At 58.4% G+C, this 17,443-nt stretch carries 16 protein-coding genes; 3 read left to right on the forward strand and 13 right to left on the reverse strand.

Annotated features, from left to right (window positions below):
* Positions 1–504: a hypothetical protein gene (locus EPN96_12235; protein ID TAL15739.1), complete on the forward strand. Its 504-nt coding sequence runs from the start codon at positions 1–3 to the stop codon at positions 502–504.
* 210 nt (positions 505–714) lie between these two features.
* Here EPN96_12235 and EPN96_12240 read toward each other — a convergent pair whose 3' ends face one another.
* Complete coding sequence (locus tag EPN96_12240; GenBank protein ID TAL15740.1) at positions 715–2,565, reverse strand: MFS transporter; 1,851 nt, start codon at positions 2,563–2,565, stop codon at positions 715–717.
* Between the two features lie 416 nt (positions 2,566–2,981).
* Between EPN96_12240 and EPN96_12245 the strand changes: the two genes are divergently transcribed.
* Positions 2,982–3,311: a CGGC domain-containing protein gene (locus EPN96_12245; protein TAL15741.1), complete on the forward strand. Its 330-nt coding sequence runs from the start codon at positions 2,982–2,984 to the stop codon at positions 3,309–3,311.
* A gap of 82 nt (positions 3,312–3,393) precedes the next feature.
* On the opposite strand, the gene EPN96_12250 is transcribed toward EPN96_12245, so the two are convergent.
* The 10 genes from EPN96_12250 to recR all read right to left on the reverse strand — a co-directional run bounded on the left by EPN96_12250 (position 3,394) and on the right by recR (position 13,072).
* Positions 3,394–3,744: a hypothetical protein gene (locus tag EPN96_12250; GenBank protein TAL15742.1), complete on the reverse strand. Its 351-nt coding sequence runs from the start codon at positions 3,742–3,744 to the stop codon at positions 3,394–3,396.
* A complete protein-coding gene (locus EPN96_12255) occupies positions 3,711–5,147 on the reverse strand; it encodes a hypothetical protein (protein TAL15743.1) in 1,437 nt (478 codons plus the stop codon). Before EPN96_12255 ends, EPN96_12250 begins: the two co-directional genes overlap by 34 nt.
* An 18-nt stretch (positions 5,148–5,165) precedes the next feature.
* The gene (locus EPN96_12260) at positions 5,166–6,926 is read right to left on the reverse strand and encodes a HEAT repeat domain-containing protein (GenBank protein ID TAL15744.1); all 1,761 of its coding nucleotides are present in this window, start codon (positions 6,924–6,926) and stop codon (positions 5,166–5,168) included.
* A gap of 7 nt (positions 6,927–6,933) precedes the next feature.
* Positions 6,934–7,128, reverse strand: coding sequence for a DUF2997 domain-containing protein (locus EPN96_12265; protein TAL15745.1), 195 nt, complete (start codon positions 7,126–7,128; stop codon positions 6,934–6,936).
* 1 nt (position 7,129) lies between these two features.
* A complete protein-coding gene (locus EPN96_12270) occupies positions 7,130–7,603 on the reverse strand; it encodes a DUF1257 domain-containing protein (protein TAL15746.1) in 474 nt (157 codons plus the stop codon).
* The gene (locus EPN96_12275; GenBank protein ID TAL15747.1) at positions 7,533–9,023 is read right to left on the reverse strand and encodes an AAA family ATPase; all 1,491 of its coding nucleotides are present in this window, start codon (positions 9,021–9,023) and stop codon (positions 7,533–7,535) included. Before EPN96_12275 ends, EPN96_12270 begins: the two co-directional genes overlap by 71 nt.
* Before the next feature lie 7 nt (positions 9,024–9,030).
* The gene (locus EPN96_12280; GenBank protein ID TAL15748.1) at positions 9,031–9,318 is read right to left on the reverse strand and encodes a hypothetical protein; all 288 of its coding nucleotides are present in this window, start codon (positions 9,316–9,318) and stop codon (positions 9,031–9,033) included.
* Positions 9,319–9,381: 63 nt separating this feature from the next.
* Positions 9,382–10,662, reverse strand: a complete 1,281-nt coding sequence (locus EPN96_12285) for an HD domain-containing protein (protein ID TAL15749.1) — start codon at positions 10,660–10,662, stop codon at positions 9,382–9,384.
* Positions 10,659–12,458, reverse strand: a complete 1,800-nt coding sequence (locus EPN96_12290) for a HEAT repeat domain-containing protein (GenBank protein ID TAL15750.1) — start codon at positions 12,456–12,458, stop codon at positions 10,659–10,661. Before EPN96_12290 ends, EPN96_12285 begins: the two co-directional genes overlap by 4 nt.
* Positions 12,459–12,478: 20 nt before the next feature.
* Positions 12,479–13,072 carry a recombination protein RecR gene (gene recR / locus EPN96_12295; protein ID TAL15751.1) on the reverse strand — a complete coding sequence of 198 codons (594 nt, stop codon included), beginning with the start codon at positions 13,070–13,072 and terminating at the stop codon, positions 12,479–12,481.
* 127 nt (positions 13,073–13,199) lie between these two features.
* Between recR and EPN96_12300 the strand changes: the two genes are divergently transcribed.
* Entirely contained in the window at positions 13,200–14,336 is a 1,137-nt protein-coding gene (locus EPN96_12300; GenBank protein ID TAL15752.1) for a hypothetical protein, read from the forward strand.
* Positions 14,337–14,463: 127 nt separating this feature from the next.
* Here EPN96_12300 and fusA read toward each other — a convergent pair whose 3' ends face one another.
* Positions 14,464–16,494 carry an elongation factor G gene (gene fusA / locus EPN96_12305; protein TAL15753.1) on the reverse strand — a complete coding sequence of 677 codons (2,031 nt, stop codon included), beginning with the start codon at positions 16,492–16,494 and terminating at the stop codon, positions 14,464–14,466.
* 29 nt (positions 16,495–16,523) lie between these two features.
* Positions 16,524–17,168: a hypothetical protein gene (locus EPN96_12310; GenBank protein TAL15754.1), complete on the reverse strand. Its 645-nt coding sequence runs from the start codon at positions 17,166–17,168 to the stop codon at positions 16,524–16,526.
* Positions 17,169–17,443: the final 275 nt, after the last annotated feature.

Raw genomic sequence — 17,443 nt, forward strand, 5'->3', positions numbered from 1 at the left:
ATGGCCTGGGAAGTGGAAGACTACTATTACGACATCAAAGAGGGCGAAGAGATACTCGCCTTCCTCTCGACGCTAAAAAAACTCCGCGGCGGTCTCTATTTCGACCCCGACCTTCTGCGCCCCTGGTCCTGCGACCCCGACAGATGCAGACCTCTCCTCGGCCGGAACCTCTGCTGCAAGGTAGAGATGCGCTGCCACGCCTTCAACTTCGGCGTCTGCGGCATCCACGAGAACAAACCCTTCTCCTGCGCCCTCTTCCCGATGGAGATAATTCGCGTGGGCTCCCTCCGGGCGGTCCTCAGCGCCGAAAACCCCCTCCTCTACGAGAAAGCCTGGACTCGCTACGACCGCGACATGCTCAAGTGCTTCGTCGGCGACATGAAGAGCAGAAGCACTCTCTTCGAGGTGCAGGATTTCATCATCGAAAAGGTCTTCACAAAGGCCGAGGCACAGCTTCTTCGCGCCGCCCACGAAGCCCTCAAAAGCGAACAAGAACAAGATTAACGCAAACACAGTATTTTCTTCGAGAACGAGGAAGGCGAGAAAAATGACCGGAGGAATACCGGTTTGTATTTCGAGGACGTTTTTCGAGCCTGACGAAGTCAATCGGAGAAAAGACGAAGTTTGCAAACAAAATAAGAGGCCCCGCTTTTAACAGCGGGGCCTCTTACTCCTCCCACGGGTAACCCGGGGGCTTCCTCTAATAAATCAAATTTAAGCCGCTTTCGCCACACGTTCCGCTTCTTCGACGGAGACGGCCTTGACCTTCTTGTCGCGAAGCGTGAGAGTCAGGGCGGCGCCCACCATCAGGAGAACGCCTGCGGTGATGAAGCCGAGGTCAAAAGAGCCGGTGGTGGCCTTCAGCATCTCGCTGACCCTGCCCATCACGAAGCCGCCGATGCCCCACGCGGTGAAGAGAGCGCCGTAGTTGATGCCGAAATTCTTGAGGCCCCAGAGGTCCTTCGCGAAAGAGGGGAAGAGGCTCAGGTTGGTGCCGTAGTTAAAGCCGATGGCGGAGGCCAGAAGCACCAGCATGATGGCGCTGGGGGACTTGGAGCTGACCACGGGGATTGCTACGAACATAAGGGCTGCCTGTACGGAGAGCATTATAAAAAGGGTGTTGGCCCTGCCGATCTTGTCGGAAACCATTCCGGCGATGATTCTGCCGGCGGCATTGCCTATCGCCATAAGCGCGACGGCCAGGAAGGCCATTTCGCCCATGGAGGCTTTCGCCATGCCGGAGATCGAGCCGATAACCATGAGCCCCGCGCCGGAACCGACGAAGAAAGCGGTCCAGAGGGTGTAGAAGGGCACTGTGCGGATAATCTGGGAAGGAGTCGCGTCCACGGTGGCGGCGGCCTTCTTGGTGGCGGCGGCGTTAGCGTTGCTCATCGAGCCTTCCGGCACGTAACCCTTGGGGGGGTTGACCAGCAGCATGGAGAGCGCGCTTACCACGGCGGTGAAGGCGATGCCGTAGATAAGCATGGATTTCTGGACGCCGTAGTGATTCAGCAGATAGTTGGAAAGGGGCGCGATGTAGACGGAGGCGAGGCCGAAACCGCTGACCACTATGCCCGCGATGACGCCGGTTTTCGCCGGGGGAAACCACTTGAGGGCGGGCGGGGTGGCGGCGCAGTAGCCGAAGCCGATGCCCATTCCCGCGAGGCCGCCGAAGCCGAGAACCCACATCCAGTAGCTGGTCGTTGTAGAGACGAGAATAAAACCTGCTCCGACCAGAAGACCGCCGACGAGGGCGGTGAGGCGCGGCCCGAAGCGATCCTGAACCCTGCCCGCGATAATCATCGCTACGGCGAAGACCAGACAGCAGACGGCGTAAGGGTCGTTGATGGAGGCGAGATCCCAGTTGAACTCTCCGCCCTTTTCGATGGAGGCCTTGATCGCTCCCTTGAAGATCGACCAGGCGTAAAGGATTCCCAGCGCCAGGTTTATGCCTGTGCCGGCCAGCGCGACTGTCCAGCCCTTGCTGATTTTACTCATCTTCTCTCTCCCTTTGGTTTGATATTCCTGTTTGACTTCTTTTCTCTCAAATTCCAGGGGCGCCTTCACCTCTTCGGGTTCGACGCCCGCTTCCAAACCGTCGAAAAGCGCTTCAACCGTCTTTTTAAGCCTGCGGGATTCCTCAAGGATGATGTTGACGAACTTCTGCCGGGTGGCCGAATCCCTGTCGGGGTGGGCGGCCAGTATCTCGGCGGAAGACATAATCGCCGTAAGGGGGGTTCTAAGCTCGTGCTGGAGCACGCCTCTGGCGACCTCGGAGGAGGCCGCGCCGCGCAGGGTGGGACGGGGGGAAATTCTTGCGGGTTCTTTGGGAGAAGGAGCCATGCCGCTCCACTTCTCCGCGAGCATCGTGTAGCGGGAGCAGTTCTGGTGGCGGCCGTTGCAGAAGCGGACCATCGTCTCTACGTCGTGAACCGAAGAATCGGGACCGCCGACGTCGCACCACCCCTCGCGGCCGAAGAAGCGGCACACCGCCCCTTTCGCCGTTTTTGCTTCGCTGGTTGTAGAAGAGTTCGCCGTGGCCAATTTCATTCCTCCCAAGCGCATTCGCTTTCGCTATAGGAGTATTACAAGAGCCGTGCCACGGTTTTAAAACGCCATTTAATAATTTATTATCCTTTATTTACAGATACTTATGCCTTGTCGTGTGCAAGGGCTGAAAAACTGCTGTTTCGCATTTTGGCGAAATATTAAAAAAGCCCCGTCAACTTGAAACCGGCGGGGCAATATTATTTTATTAAGTTATTTCGGTGAGTTACTGAACTTTTCGCAAACCGGCGAGTAGGAGAAGAGGTTTTTCGCAAAACTGCGAATCATTCTGGCTTTTTCACCCCGTCACCTACGCTCAACCCAACCGGCTGCGGACTAAAAGTTTTTTTAACACGAAGCCAAAGTACGCTCATGCGCATCAAAAAAACTTGAAATAGCGCTAGTTTGCAAAGAACAGGCAAGGAGGTTGCAAGATGAAGGTGGAAATAATCCGGTGCCAGCAAACAGAGGATATTTGCCCCGGAACGATGGACTTCACGGTTGCGGCCGGAGGTCAAAAGGCGTTCGAGGAGACCGGGCCGGTGGAGATCATGGGGTTCGTGTCCTGTGGCGGGTGTCCGGGAAAGAGGGCGGTCGCCAGGGCCAAAATGCTTGTGGACCGGGGCGCGGAAGCGGTTGTTCTTGCATCGTGCATAGGCAAAGGCACCCCGATGGGGTTTCCCTGCCCGCACTTCTCACAGATGGCGGATGCAATCCGTAGACGGTTGGGGTCCGAAGCAAGACTAATTGACTGGACACACTGACCGAGAGGGCCGCGCCGGTCTTTTTCGGTCGTCGCGCAGTTGTGGGCGGGCAAAACCCGTCCTGCGCTACTAAACAAAACCTCTAATACTCGCTCCCGTCTTCATCCGCTTCATCTTCGATGGCGGCCTCTTCGTCGCCCTCCTCGAACGCTCCTTCGGGGGCGCAGGCGCTAAGTTCTCGTTTTTCTTTCCAGGCGGAGTAGCCGACCCAGAGGAAGTAGACGGTGAAAACGGCGATCACCACTGATTCGGCTATCCAGAAGGGAGCCCCGGCGAGGGGAAAGCCGAGCTTCTTGAAGATGACGACGGGGGCGAGAACGCCGATGACGAGTCCGGGAACGCCCATGACGACGCGGATTTTCGCGACCTTTACGGGGTCGAGCCCGCCGGTGGCGTTTTTCAGGTCAAGGTCAGTAACGGTTTTTCGTCCCAAATTATCTTGTCCTCTCTAAGGTCTTTGGCCGTGCAGGTAAGCCTTTTCAAATTGTCTACCTTGAATTCGAGAAGCAGCCGCCTCTCGCCCACTCTCCCCGGAGGGCTGAGCGGTATCACGAAGGGCTCCGCTATAAGCTCGTGTACGTCGTCGGATCGGGAGGTTACGAAACTTATCTTGCCGTCGTCGCCGATGATTATCTCGCGGCTTCCGATGTCCTCGGTGGATTTTCCGGTGCGGTAAAGCTGGAGGTGAAGCTCGTACTGGCCGTCGTAATAGGTGTTTACGATGTAGCGCGCGGTGGGAAAGCGCGTCGGGTAGCGGGTGTAGCGCTCCACGACCAGCTGGTGGTGGTATTGGCCGGTAATCGGGTCCCTGACCTTCATCGAATAGCTCTGGCGGATCATGTCGTCCGCCGGGCGGTCTACGAGAAAGCCGAGGCCTCCGAGCCCCGCCGCTGTCTCCGGTATCTCTCCGAATATCTTATCCCCGAAATTCTTGACGAGTATGGCGCGGACGGCGGGTATGCGCGTCGCCCCTCCGATGAGGCAGACCTTCTTCACGCTATCCTTATCGATTCCTCTCGCCTGCGCTTCCTCCCAGAGCCTGTCGAGGAGCCTCTGGGTGGTGGCGCCGAGGTCTTCGCGCTGGGCGTACTCGTAGAACTCCTCGTCGGTCATAGAGGTTTCGTGGAGGACGAGTTTCTTTCCCCCGTCATCCCGCAGCCGCTGGCGGTTAAGCTCTTCGATTATTTTCTGCTTTATGTCCGCCGTTCCTACCGGGTACATCGCAGAGGCGCGCACCACGGGAACGGTGTAGGACTCCCGTCCCAGCCAGTGGAACTGGACGAGGCGCGCCCGGATGGAGGAGAAACCGAAATCGAAAAAGACGTTAAGGTCGTCCTTGAAAAGGTCCAACCCGTAGCCGAGCGCGACGGCGGTGTCTTCGTCAACAAGCGATATCGACCGGGCGTCGGAGAGGGTGACCGTCTTGATCCAGTTGACGAACTCCTCGCCCTCGAAGGTCGGGCAGATTATTACGATGTCGAGGTAGGTGCCGGTCTCTTTTTTCAGCCTCCTCACCAGTTCGTTGAGGTAGAGAGAGGCGGCCTCCTTGTGGGTCACCTTTCTGCCCTCGACAAGCTGTCCCAGGGGGGCGGCGTGCATGATGTGGTCCTTGAGGTCGCGGAAGGTCGATTCGAGATCGTACTTTCCCTCGCTCGTGACCTCTTCGCCGATAAAAACCCCCTCCCCCGCGAGGTTTACTATGGAGGGAACCAGCAGCGCGTTAGAACTGAGCGGATGCTCCCTCGCGGCTGTGCGCAGGAGACCGGCCACTTCGAGGTTATCTCCTCCGAAGGTGAGTATGGTGTTGTAGTTGCCGAGGTCGATGGTCAGATTCACTTATAACCCTTTCGCAAATTACAACTTCTCGATTAGAACGATATCGCCGCGCTGCCCGCCGCCCTCCATCCAGACGACGATATCCTTGCACTCGCTCATCAGTTTAACCCTGGCGGAGGAAAATGAACCTAGAATCCTCGCCGCAAGGGGGCCGTCACGGGGAATCGTCGATTCCACGGAGTCAAGCTCGCTGAGGAACCTGTCGTCCTTCCCTTCTATCCACCGGCGGACGCTGCCATCGAGGGAGCGCATGATGAGACGCTGAATTCCGCCCCTGTGGAGCCCCGATTCCGACCAGAAAAGCTCGAACAGAGGCACCGACTCGTCCTCGATGTCGATGAAAAGCTCCCATATCCTCGAAAGCTCCTCCCGTATCGTGGAGTGCGCGTTGCCGAGCGCTTCGAGGAAGGGCCCGAAGCCGCCGTCCTCCAGCGCCGAGAATCTCGTCCTCGGGGAAATGACGGCGGGAAATTTCTTCTGCCCGAGGCGCTCTTTGAGCTTTTCCTGAAGGGATTGCAGATCGACGAGGCCGGATTCGAGGAACCTCCCGACAAGGAGGACGGGATTCAGCTCCGCCGAACGCGATTCCAGCAGGTGCTGCGGGTCCATTATGGCGGTGGCCGCATCCAGCTCGACGTAGCCCGGCATCCGAAGCAGCTTCATTGCGGCTGTCATGAAACTTGTCGAGGGGGAATTCAGCCAGCCCCTTGTCGCGAGGTAGGAGGCGTAGAGATCGTTTCCTTGAACGAGGCCGAGGAGGTCTTTTTCAGCGCTTTCAAGGGTGAACAGGGTTTTGTTCTGCAAAAGGGCGCGAAGCTCGGCCTTTGAGGGATTCTGGCGGAGTTTCACGGCCAGCTCGGCCGCGACAGCCGGATCCTGGCAATTCCGGAGGCCCCTGTAGAGCCAGGAATTCTCCGTTTTGACCTCCTGCTTCCAGAAAACCATCTTTTTCAGCAGCGACCCCGCTTTTGAGCTCTCCATGTTTTTCATGAAGAGGCTGTAGACCTCGGGGCTGTCAAGACTGCTGAGAGGCTCAACCATCCAGGGCTGGAGTTCCTTCGCCGCGACCCGCAAGAGCGGCTCTGGCCCCTGCGGAGCGCCCATCTTCGCATAGGAGATGAAGGCGGCTCTCGAAAGCTCGTGGTTTTTGCCTCCGATAAGCGGCGAAAGCCTCTCGCCGTCCTCCGGATTCCCGATCTTTCCCAGCGCCGTCGCCGCCGCCGCGTCCATCGGCGGCCCCTGCCGAAGCGCCCTGATAAAGAGCGGGCGGGCCTTGGGATAGGCGAGCTTCGCCAGCGCCTCGAACCCCTCCCAGCGTTCGGTGTGGGGAAGTAAAAGCTCCCCGGCCCTTTCGCCGCCGATATTGACGAGGGCGTCGGCAACGGCCGGGAAGAGATAGGGGTCATCGACGCATTTTACGAGAAACTCGAAGTATTTTTCGCTCCGGAGCCTGCTCAGGGCCTCTATGGCTACTCTCGTCACCTTCTCGGGCTTTTTTTCGGGGAGATAGCGCAGGAAATAGCGTTCGGCGTCGGGGTGCCCCATATGGGAGAGGCCGATCATCAGGGAAAATTTTTCGGGGGAATCGGTTTTGAGGGACCACTCGTTCAGCGCTTCCTGAAGCGCCGGGCCGAGGGCGAGCCCCCCCAGAAGAATCGCTACGCGGTTCGCGGTCTGGCAGGCGTGGTAGCGTCTTATCTGATCGGGATAGGCAGGGATTCCCTTGTGGAGAATCTCCTCCAGGAGGTCCCCGAGAGGCCGGTTTATAGTATCCTCCATCAGGACACTACGCTTTATCTTTGATACGCTGGCTCTCCGTGGTCTCCTGCTGGTAGTACTCGGAGGTGAACTCCCTGTCGACCTCACCCCCGAGGAGCCGCTCCATCTCGGCGGTGAGCTGGAGGCACTTTGGCCCCTTGGCGCCGAAGACGGTGAGCTTGACGTTGCCCTTCTCGTCGATTGTTACTTTGATTTCTTCCACGCTAACTTCTCCGCATGGTTAAGTGTAACTCGTTTCCCTGCTTCGTCTCTTCGACCAGCGTGTAGTTGTCGATCTTGAGCTGCTCTTTGACTACCTCGGTAGCGTAACGTCTCGTGACTTCGGCGATAAAGGACTCCTGGCTGATGGATTTGATCATGTCCCAGTCGGCGACCACCTCGTAGGTGTCGCCCGCCTTCCGAAAACCGATGTCGTAGCCGTCCGGGGTGCTGATTCTGAGCTCGACCTCCATCTTCTTGCCCATGTAGCCGCGAATCTTTACCTTGCCCTCCTTGTGCTGGAGGTTGAGTTCGCCAAGAGCCCTCTTGAGGTAAAGCATATCGACGATTCTGGTCTTAACCCTGGTGAAGTGGGACATCAGCTCACTCCTTGTATTCCCGCCGGATTCATTTGTTGTCTTTGTTGGCCCTGCGAGTGCGCTCGGAGGCCCAGTCGCGGAGTTTCTCGATCCTCTCATGCATCAGCTTGCTGATCGGAATGACCTCCTTCACCCCCTGGCAGACGTCCTCGGTGGAGAATTCGCGCTCCCCATCGTCGAAGGCGTTGTACATGGCGTTTATAATCCCCTGCTCTATCTCGGCGCCGGAAAAACCGCTGGTCGCGCCGGCCAGCTTGGGAATGTCGAAGTTCCTGACCACGGGACGCACCTTGGAGAGGTGGACGCGGAAGATCTCGACGCGCTCTTCGTAGTTCGGAAGGTCGACGAAGAATATCTCGTCGAAGCGCCCCTTGCGCATCAGTTCGGGAGGCAGGTTGGCTATGTCGTTGCCGGTGGCGATGACGAAAACCGGCTTGGTCTTCTCCTGCATCCAGGTGAGGAAGGTGCCGAAGACGCGGGCGGAGGTGCCGGAATCCCCGGCGCTGACGACGCTTGAGAAGGCCTTTTCAATCTCGTCGATCCACAGGATGCAGGGCGAGATGGCCTCGGCCAGAAGCAGCGCCTTTCTGATGCGCTCCTCGGATTCGCCCACGAGGCTGCCGAAGACCTTGCCGAGATCCATGCGCAGGAGCGGCAGGCGCCAGAGGGCGGAAGTGGCTTTCGCGGTGAGGCTCTTTCCCGTGCCCTGCACGCCGATTATCAGTATCCCCTTGGGGTCGGGCAGGCCGTATTCCTTGGCCCTGCTGGAAAAGGCCTTGTCGCGCTTTTTCAGCCATTCCTTGAGGTTGTCCAGCCCGCCGATGTCGCTTATCTTTTCCCGCGTGGGGAAAAACTCCAGCACCTCGTCCTTCTTGATTATCTTCTGCTTTTCCGAAAGGACCAGGGTTATCGCCGACTGGTCGATGACCTCGTGCTTGAGGACGGATTTCAGAAAAACCCCCCTCGCCTGATTCTCCGTGAGGCCGAGGGCTGATTTGACCAGTTTCTCCTCCGACTCCTTGTTAAGGTCCACCTTCACCCCTCGCGATTCGCAGAGGGTATGGAGCAGATTTGAAAGGGTGTCGTAATCCGGGAGCGGCAAGAAGACCTGAGGAACGTCGTCGCGAACTTCAAGGGGGAGTTTGAAGAAGGGCGAGAGGAGAATAAGCGTCTTGCGGCTCGCCCGGAGGGAGTAGACCAGATTCCGTAGCATGCGCACTACGACGGGCTCCTCGAAATAGGGGTGGAAATCGAGGATGAGAAAGATGCCCTCGCCCTTGTAGGCTTCTATCCTCTGAAGGGCCGTGAGGGGGTCCATCCTTCCCTCTTCAAGCGGGTTGGCCCCCTCGCCCTCCCTGCGGAAACCCATGACGGAGTTCCAGACGAAGAGGTCTCTGTTTTTAAGATCCCCCGCGACCTGTTTGACAAGGTCCCTCGCCCTCGCCTCCTCTCCGGTTACAAGCGAGATGATAGGCTGACGCGATCTGATCAGTATGTCCAGCTCTTCTCTTATTTCCATCGTTCCCTCAATCGGCGTTTTCGTCTTCGTCGCCTTCGTCCGGGTAGAGGTTCATTACCCGCAGGCGGGCCAGAGTAAAAAAACTTACAACAACGGCGATGGCTATAGCTACCGAGAAATTTCCAACGGAAAGGTCAACCAGCCCCGAACGGTTGAAAAGATAGGAGATGAATCCCAGGGCCACCACCATCAGCGCCGCGACCGGCAAGAGGCAGGAAAAGGTTTCGCAGGCTCTCCCGACGGTTTCCATGCCGAAGAAAGCCAGCAGTCCGTTTTTGTTCCCTTCCTTAGCCATGTCAATCCTCCGCTAGAGATGTCGCCACGTCAGGCGGATTAATATAAAGCTAAAAAGCGATTTTCATTCATCCAGCATATCTTCGACCGACTCTATATCGGGAGTCCTGGGCATTGAGAGATCCATTATCTCTCCTCCGTCCGCGATTTCGATCAGGGGCTGGAGGGCGTCGTACTCCCCGTCAGCGAGGACTACGGCGCGGCTGCCGTCTGAGAGCTTAACGTGCCTGCCGGGCACTATCACGCCGGTGAGCCTCGCGAAGACCGACACGAAGACGGGGTGAAGCCTGTTGGCCCGCGACTCCTTAATGAGGACGCTCATCGCCCCGGCGGGAGTATAGGCGCTGGGCTGATAGGGACGGACTGTGCGAATGGCGTCGAAGGTGTCGGAAACCGCCACCAGCATAGCCGCGGGATGCGGGGTGGACTGGACCGGCAGTTTCGGGTAACCGCTTCCGTCCACCCTCATGTGGTGCTCGAAGGCTATGACCGGCACTATGGGCGACATCTCACCCTTCATGTTCATGATTATGGCGGCGCCGTCCACGGGGTGGCGGTTTATTACCTCGCGCTCCTCGTCGCTCAGCCTTCCCGGCTTGTGGAGCACCTCCAGCGGAATCTTTTCCTTGCCTACGTCGTGGCAGATGGCGCCGATGGCTACGGCGTCCACGAGCCCCTCGGGAAGGTCCATTCTTCTCGCGACGGCGATGGATAGCGCCGCGACGTTCATCGCGTGGGTGAATGTGTATTCGTCGTAATCCTTCAGCTCCATTATGGGGCTGAAAATGTCCTGACCCGCCATAACGTGGCCGGAAATTAGCCTTGTTATCTCTCTCGCCCTCACCCAGGCGCCCTTTCGCCCTTCGCGGATGTCGGACATCATCTCCTGCACCCTGGGCATAAGGGTCAGGTAGCCGGTGGGAGCGTTCAGCCCCTTCTCTTCTTCCTCGTCCTCTTCGTCGAGGTTTATTGACCCGGCTACGAAACCGACGGTGCTGAAGGAGCCGGGCTCCCCCTCCTTGAGGCGAAGCATGACTTCCAGAAAGCCGCGAACTCCTATTTCCGGCAAAAAGCGCACCGAGTCCCACTGCATGGCTTTAAAGGCTTCGAGTATCTTTTCGAGTTGCTTGGGCACGGGGCTGAGGACTTCGTTTTCGATGACCACCTCTTCGCCCATGCGGGAAATTCGTATCGGCTTTTGAAATTCCCGGAGGCATTCCGCGCACCTGTCCGCCGCCGTCTGGACGTGGGGATTGCCGGAGGGGTACATCCGGTAGGCCTGATAGAGCCTGCCAAGCTCCAGCATGAACCTTCCGAGAATCGCTTTTTCGTCTACCGCGCTCAATTGTACTTCATCCTGTCGGAGATGCTTTTGGCAAGCTGCTTTTCTTCCAGGAATCTGCCGGATTCAAACTGAAAGTTCTGTAGCGCCCGAAACCCTCTCTCCCCCATAAAAGCCATCGCGCGCAGGGCTTCTCTCCTGACCTGGGGCTTTTCGTGGTCGAGTTGGGCCATTATAAAGGGAAACGCCCTCTGATCCCCGATTCTTCCGAGGATTATCATGCAGTTTCTCATGAAATACCAAATGCTCCCCCGCGCCTTCCGCACAATCACGGGGGCGGAATTGCTGGAAAAGTGGCACATCAGCTCGACGAGGAAGCGGCGCACCGAAAGCCGCTCTTCCATGAGGAGGGTCCGAAGGCCCACTTCGAGTATCTCGGACTCGTGCCTCGCCGCGAACCCTATCACGCGCCTTTTCGTATCTACCGCGTAGTCTTTTATATCGGGCACGACCTTGCGGAAAAAGATCTCCATAACGTCGTTCCTCCCAACCAGGGCGTCGGGAACGGCGTTGTCCACCATTTCGAGAAAGCTCATGATACCGAAGCTGTCCATGTCGGCGAGGCGCTCGGTGATGCGTTCCGCCAGCTGCGATTCGCTGCCTTGAACGTTGTAGAGGGATATCCCTATCATTACGTGGTCGAGGTGCATCTCGGCGTCCTCGAACATTCCGAAGGCGGCGCCCCTTTCTCCCTCTATTTTAAGCCGCGAGGCCATCCTGTCCAGGGTCTCACGGTATCCCTTCCCCATGTACTTGTTTTCGTCGAAGTCCACGAGGAAGGATTCGACCCACTCCCAGACCTCCGAAGGGTAGCCGGAGGAAGAATCGCTCTGTTTTCTATCCCCAGCGAGCGCGGCGATTGCGAGCATGGCGTCGTTGCCGAGAAAAGACTTCGCGAAGGAGCTGATTCTGGCTTCTTTGTCGCCGCCGAGGGAGACGAGTCCGGCGAGGAGATCGGCCATCTTTTCCCCGTCAACGAGTTGCATCAGAAAGGAGAGGGATTCGCCGGTGCCGGTGGAGTCGGAGAGGAGCACGTCTACCAGCCGGGCGAGGTGCTCCGAATCGAGGCCCGCGCCGAGCCTGGCAAGCTGCTGGCCTATTTCCTCGCGCCTGTCCTCGGGTATCATGCGAAGAGCCCTGTCAAGCATGGAGCCGAGGCGGGCGAAGATCTGGCTAAGTTCCCTGAAGCTTTCCGGAGCGCCGTCGAAGGTCGTCTGCCAGAATTCCGGCGAGGAGAGCACCCGCGCCATGTCCTTGGGGCTTCCGCTCTCGGACTGGAGCCAAAGCCACATCTCCCGGCGCTTTTTCAGGGCGGCCTCTTCGTCGCCGACGCTTTCGGAGGCTTCGAGGGTCATCTGGTCGTGAATGGCTCCGAGGTCGAGCGGAACCAGCTGGATGTTCACGACCCCGTCGTTTTCGAGCGCCGAGATTATGTTTTCCCCGGCTATGTTCCTGTCGCCCAGCCTCGCGGCGACCAGATAGACCTCCGAGGAAGAGAGGCCGGGACCGAAGGAAATTCTCGCTATCTTTCTCGAATTGAGGAATCTGGCCAGAAGCTCGGCGCGGCTCTCCTTGCCCCCGAAGAATTCGCCTCCCACCACCAGTTCGCTGCTCGTAACGCCTATGGAGAGGTCTTCGTGACCCTTTTGCCCGGACCACGAGACTACCCGGTCGGCCATCTTGTTCATCTGGGGATGCCCCTGAGGATAGATGGCGACGGTGCGCACGAGAAGCATGATATCTCGCGCGAGGGTCTCTACTTCCGCTCTCAGCTCTTCTTTGTCTCTGGGCGTTTCCATGATTTCGCTTTGAGTTTCCGTCAGTAAGCGCTTCGGCCGTCGAGAGCCCGCCCGAGGGTAAGCGCGTCGGCGTATTCGAGGTCTCCGCCCATTGGAATGCCGCGCGCGATCCTCGTAACCTTTACGTTCAGCGACCCGAGCGCCCGCTTGACGTAGAGGGCGGTGGCCTCTCCGTCAACGCTCGGGTTGGTCGCCAGAATCACCTCCCGCACGGTGCCGGACTCGACCCTTTTTACAAGCTGGGCTACGGTTATCTCGCCGGGACCCACTCCGTCGATAGGGGAGAGCCTTCCCCCGAGCACGTGATAAAGGCCGAAAAAATTTCCCGCGTTTTCAATGGAAACCAGGCTGACCTGATCCTCCACCACGCAGATGATGCCCCTGTCCCGGCGGCCCGAGGAGCATATTTCGCAGATTTCGCTCTCGGTCATCGAAAAGCAGTTTTTGCAGGGGCGTATCTTGTCCTTCACCTCCAGCAGGGCCGACGCCAGACCTTCGGCGTTCACCCTGGGGCTCGAAAGGACGTGCATGGCCAGCCTCGTGGCCGTCTTCTCTCCGACGCCCGGGAGCTTCTTGAATTCCCTGATAAGATTTTTTATCGGTCCCGCTATCATTCCATAACTTTCGCCCGGTTTCTTTCCCGGTTCGAGGAGTTTTATCGGCTCACAGTTTACTTGACCGCCACCCCATGCTAAGAGGTACTCTTCTTCCTCCAAAGGAACGCACTTAAAGGAGTAAAAAATGACCACACCCCTCGGGGAACTTCTGCTGGAGCGCATCCGGCGGGATGGCCCGGTTTCCTTTGAAGAGTTCATGAGGTGGGCGCTCTACCACCCCTCTTACGGCTATTACTCCTCGGGCAGGGTCAAAATCGGCTCGGACGAAGGCGATTTCACCACCTCGCCTCACGTTTCGGCCCTTTTCGCCTCCGGGGTAGCCCGCTTCATCGTCTCCGCCGACGCGGCTCTCGGTTCGCCGGAAATTTTTCACCTCGTGGAGGGCGGACCCGGCGAAGGCAAGCTCGCTCTCGATATACTGGACTTTCTTCGGGAGCGTTACCCCGATCTTTACAGGCGCGCCGTTTACGTTCCCGAGGATGCGAGCGCCGCGCTACGTGAACGTCAGAAAAAAGTCCTCGAACGCCATCGTGAAAAACTCTCCGCCGAAGCTGTGCAGGGCTACGAGGGCGTCTGTTTCTCCAACGAGCTTCTCGACGCCTTTCCGGTCAGAAGGTTCATCCTCGAAGGCGGCAAGGCGAGAGAAATTATCGTAGGCGAAGCTGACGGGAGTCTCGCCTTCACGAGCCGCCCCGCCGACGCCTCCGCCATACCGGCGCGCATCCCCAAACCCTCCGCCGAAGAAAGCTGGGAGGTCGAAATCTGCGCCGAAATACCGCGCTGGCTCGAAAAAACCTCTTCAAAGATCGGCCGCGGCTATATCCTGACCATAGATTACGGCGACGAGGCCGGAGAACTTTACGGCCCCCACCGGCCCAGGGGAACGATAAGGGGCTTTCGGGAGCACCGCCATCTCGACGATCTTCTTTCCGGCCCAGGCTCGGCCGACCTCACCGCCTCTGTGGATTTCACCTCGCTCATCGAGGTGGGGGAGAGCCTTGGCCTCGAAAACTCAAAACTCATGACCCAGCGCGACTTCCTCTTTTCCTTCGGGCTTCTGGAGGAAGCCGAAAGGATCGAGAGGGAAGAGAGCGACCAGCTTAAGCTTATCGAAACCTGCAGGGCGATAGGGCAACTCATCATGCCGGGAACCGGCATGGGCGAATCCTTTCACGCCCTGATTCAGGCGAAGAACGCCCCTCTCTCAGAGCTTCAGTCAACCTCTTTTTTCGGTTTTACCCTAAACAAGGAGACTGTTTAAAACGTTGCGAGAAGCCCCGGTTTCGAGGAGCCGCGCAACGAAACGCGAGGCAGTATCGTTAATACGCCGAGCGTTGAGTGAGCACGCGACGAAGAAAATGGGGCTCGCAGCAGTTTTAGACAGTCTCCTACCCGCCCGAGACGTCGTAGCGTTTGAAAGTCATAGCAAAAACCCCCCTCCCCTGCGTCGCGGAGCGAAGATCGGTCGAATACCCGAACATCCTCCGAAGGGAAACGAAGGCGGTTATCTCGGCGGAGTTGTAGAGGGATTCCACCGCCTGCACCTCGCCCCGGCGGGCGTTCAGATCGCCTATCACCTCGCCGAGGTTCTCCTCGGGAACAGTGATCTTCACCTCCATCAGGGGTTCGAGCTGGACGGGGCGGGCCTTTTTCATCGCCTCGCCGAGCGACTGCGCCACCGAGACCTTTACCGCCATCTCGCTTATCGACCCCTCTTCCCCCTCCAGTGAGAGAACCTTCACCGCCACGTCTTCGACCGGGTAGCCCAGAGGCCCGCTGTAAAGTCCCTCCTCGACCCCGGCGCGGATGATGCGGGAGAACTGCGGCCAGCGAAGGTCTACCGAAGGGTCCACCTCTATGGAATTGCCCACGCCTCTTCCGGCCGCCCTCACCTGCACTGTCGCGGCGGCGGCGTGGCGCTTGTCGCCGAGAGTCCTGTCGAACTCCACCCTTCCCTCGCCTTCGCCCAGCACGGTTTCCTTGTAGACGACCTGCGGCTTGCCGACGTTTACCCCTACGTTGAACTCCTCCTCCATCCTCGAAAGCACAACTTCGATGTGGAGTTCGCCCATGCCGGAGATTATCGTCTGCCCCGTCTCCTCGTCCACCCCGAAGCGGAAGGTGGGGTCTTCCTCCGCGATGCGCGCGAAGGCCTCGTTCATCTTGTCTTCGTCCTGCGTCTTTTTCGGCTCCACGGCCATGCTGATTACGGGAGTGGCGAAGGCGATGGTTTCGAGAAGGAGCGGATGCTCCTGATCGCAAAGGGTGTCTCCGGTCATCGTCCACTTTAGGCCGGTGAGAGCTATGATGTCTCCGGCCACGGCCTCTTCGGCGCGCTCTTTTTTGTCGGCGTGGACGCCCAGTATGGCGGCGGGCTTTTCAATCTTGTCGCGGGTGGCGTTGTAGAGCCTTCCGCCGTGGTAAGAGCCGGAGTAAACCCTGATATAGGTGAGCTTTCTGCCCGCGTCCTGCTGTATCTTGAAGGCCAGCGCGCAGAAGGGCTCGTCGATCTTTGGTTTGCGTATCTCTTCGGCGCCCGTCTTGGGGTGGACTCCCGTGACCGGCCGGGCTTCCGCCGGGGAAGGCAGGTAATCGACCACGGCGTCAAGAAGGGGCTGCACGCCCTTGTTGCGGAGGGCCGTCCCGCAAAGCACCGGGACAATCTTGGCCTCAATCGTTAGTTTCCTCACCGAAGCCTTTACCTTTTCCGCTCCCGGCCACTCCCCTTCCAGAAAAACCTCCGCTATCGAGTCGTCGTAATCGGAGAGAGCCTCAAGAAGTTTTTCCCTGCCGTGTTCCAGAAGCGGAAGATTTTCAGGGCTGATTTCCCTGCGGTTCATCTCGGCGCCCTGCGTCTTTTCCTCCCAGGTGAGCTCCTCAGCGCTCAGGAGATCGATTACCCCCAGGAAGGAGGATTCCGCCCCCATCGGCCAGCAGAGCGGCGCGGTGCGTGCGCCGAGCTTGTCGGCGAGGGTGTTCATCGACCGCTCGAAATCCGCCCCGGTGCGGTCCATCTTGTTTATGAAGCTTATCTTGGGGACTCCGTACTTGACCGACTGCCGCCAGATCGTCTCGGTCTGGGGCTGCACGCCGGCAACGGCGTCGATTACGAGCACCACGCCGTCGAGCACGCGAAGGCTTCTTTCGACCTCCACGGTAAAATCGACGTGGCCGGGAGTATCGATGAGGTGGAGGTCGAACCCCTTCCACTCGACGCGGGTAGTCGCGGCGGTGATGGTTATTCCGCGTTCCTGCTCCTGCTTCATCCAGTCCATCACCGCGGCGCCCTCGTGCACCTCGCCGATTTTATGAATGCGGCCCGTATAATAGAGAATTCTTTCGGAAATCGTGGTCTTGCCCGCGTCTATGTGGGCGAAGATTCCAAAATTGCGTATCTTTTCCATCTTGGGGTTAGCCATGCCAGAAAACCTTTATTGCTGCCGTATTGTTAGAAAATGTCGCGCCGCGGCGACAGCGGCTCTTCGATAAGGACGTGGCCCGCGAGAGTCTCTTTGGGCTTTCCGTCGACCAGAATCCGCACCTTCGTCGCCCCCTCCACGTTTTCGACAACGGAGTTTACGATGGAGTAGACCGCCAGAAGCTCTCCCGAAACGCCCCAGGAGGAGATTTCGTCCAGCGAGGGCTCCATATCCACTACGATTACGCCGTCCTTGCCGAAATAGGCGTTTTTGAGCTTCGCCGAGGAGGGCAGAGGGGGAGCGGTCCCGGCACCGCCTTCCCTGGTGAGAAGCTCGATAATCTTCCGCACCCTTACCGCCGGATCGCCATGCGAGGCTACGGGCCTTTTGACGGCAACGAGCTTCGTCCACTTCGGATCGGCGAAGTAGAGCGTCACGCTGTCTCTTTTCCCTTCCTTTATCGACGGAAGGGCGCTGGCGGCCTCGCCGACCCTGCGCGTGACCTCTCCCTTCACCTTGCCGAAAAGGTCCGGCTTGAAGTACCAGAGGGCTCCGCCCGCTCCGGCCAGCATGAAGACTATTACGAAAATCAAAAAGAGGCAGCCCCGCTTGTTGATTCTGCCGCGTCTTTTAACGGCGCTTTTGCGGGATTTCCCTCCGGACGAATCCGACATCTGTTACCTCCGGCGTACCTCCGAAAGTTTACCTTTTCAGGAGGTTGTGGCGCTCTTAATCCGACTTAGTAATATAGCACATACGCCCGCTTGCGTTCGACCACTCTTTAACGCCCGGCGGCCAACTGCTATGATGGATTTTATCTTAGGGCTTGTCCGTAAATAGGCCTTTCGGAAATCGCGCCGGATTTTGAGAGCGATTTTGTCGCGAAGATTGAGTAAAACCGCAGGCGTAGTTGTTCTACGTCGAGGTTTTGCGATTGATGAGCGGCAAA

It is taken from the genome of bacterium, assembly GCA_004322275.1.
GTDB lineage: Bacteria > Desulfobacterota > Deferrisomatia > Deferrisomatales > BM512 > SCTA01.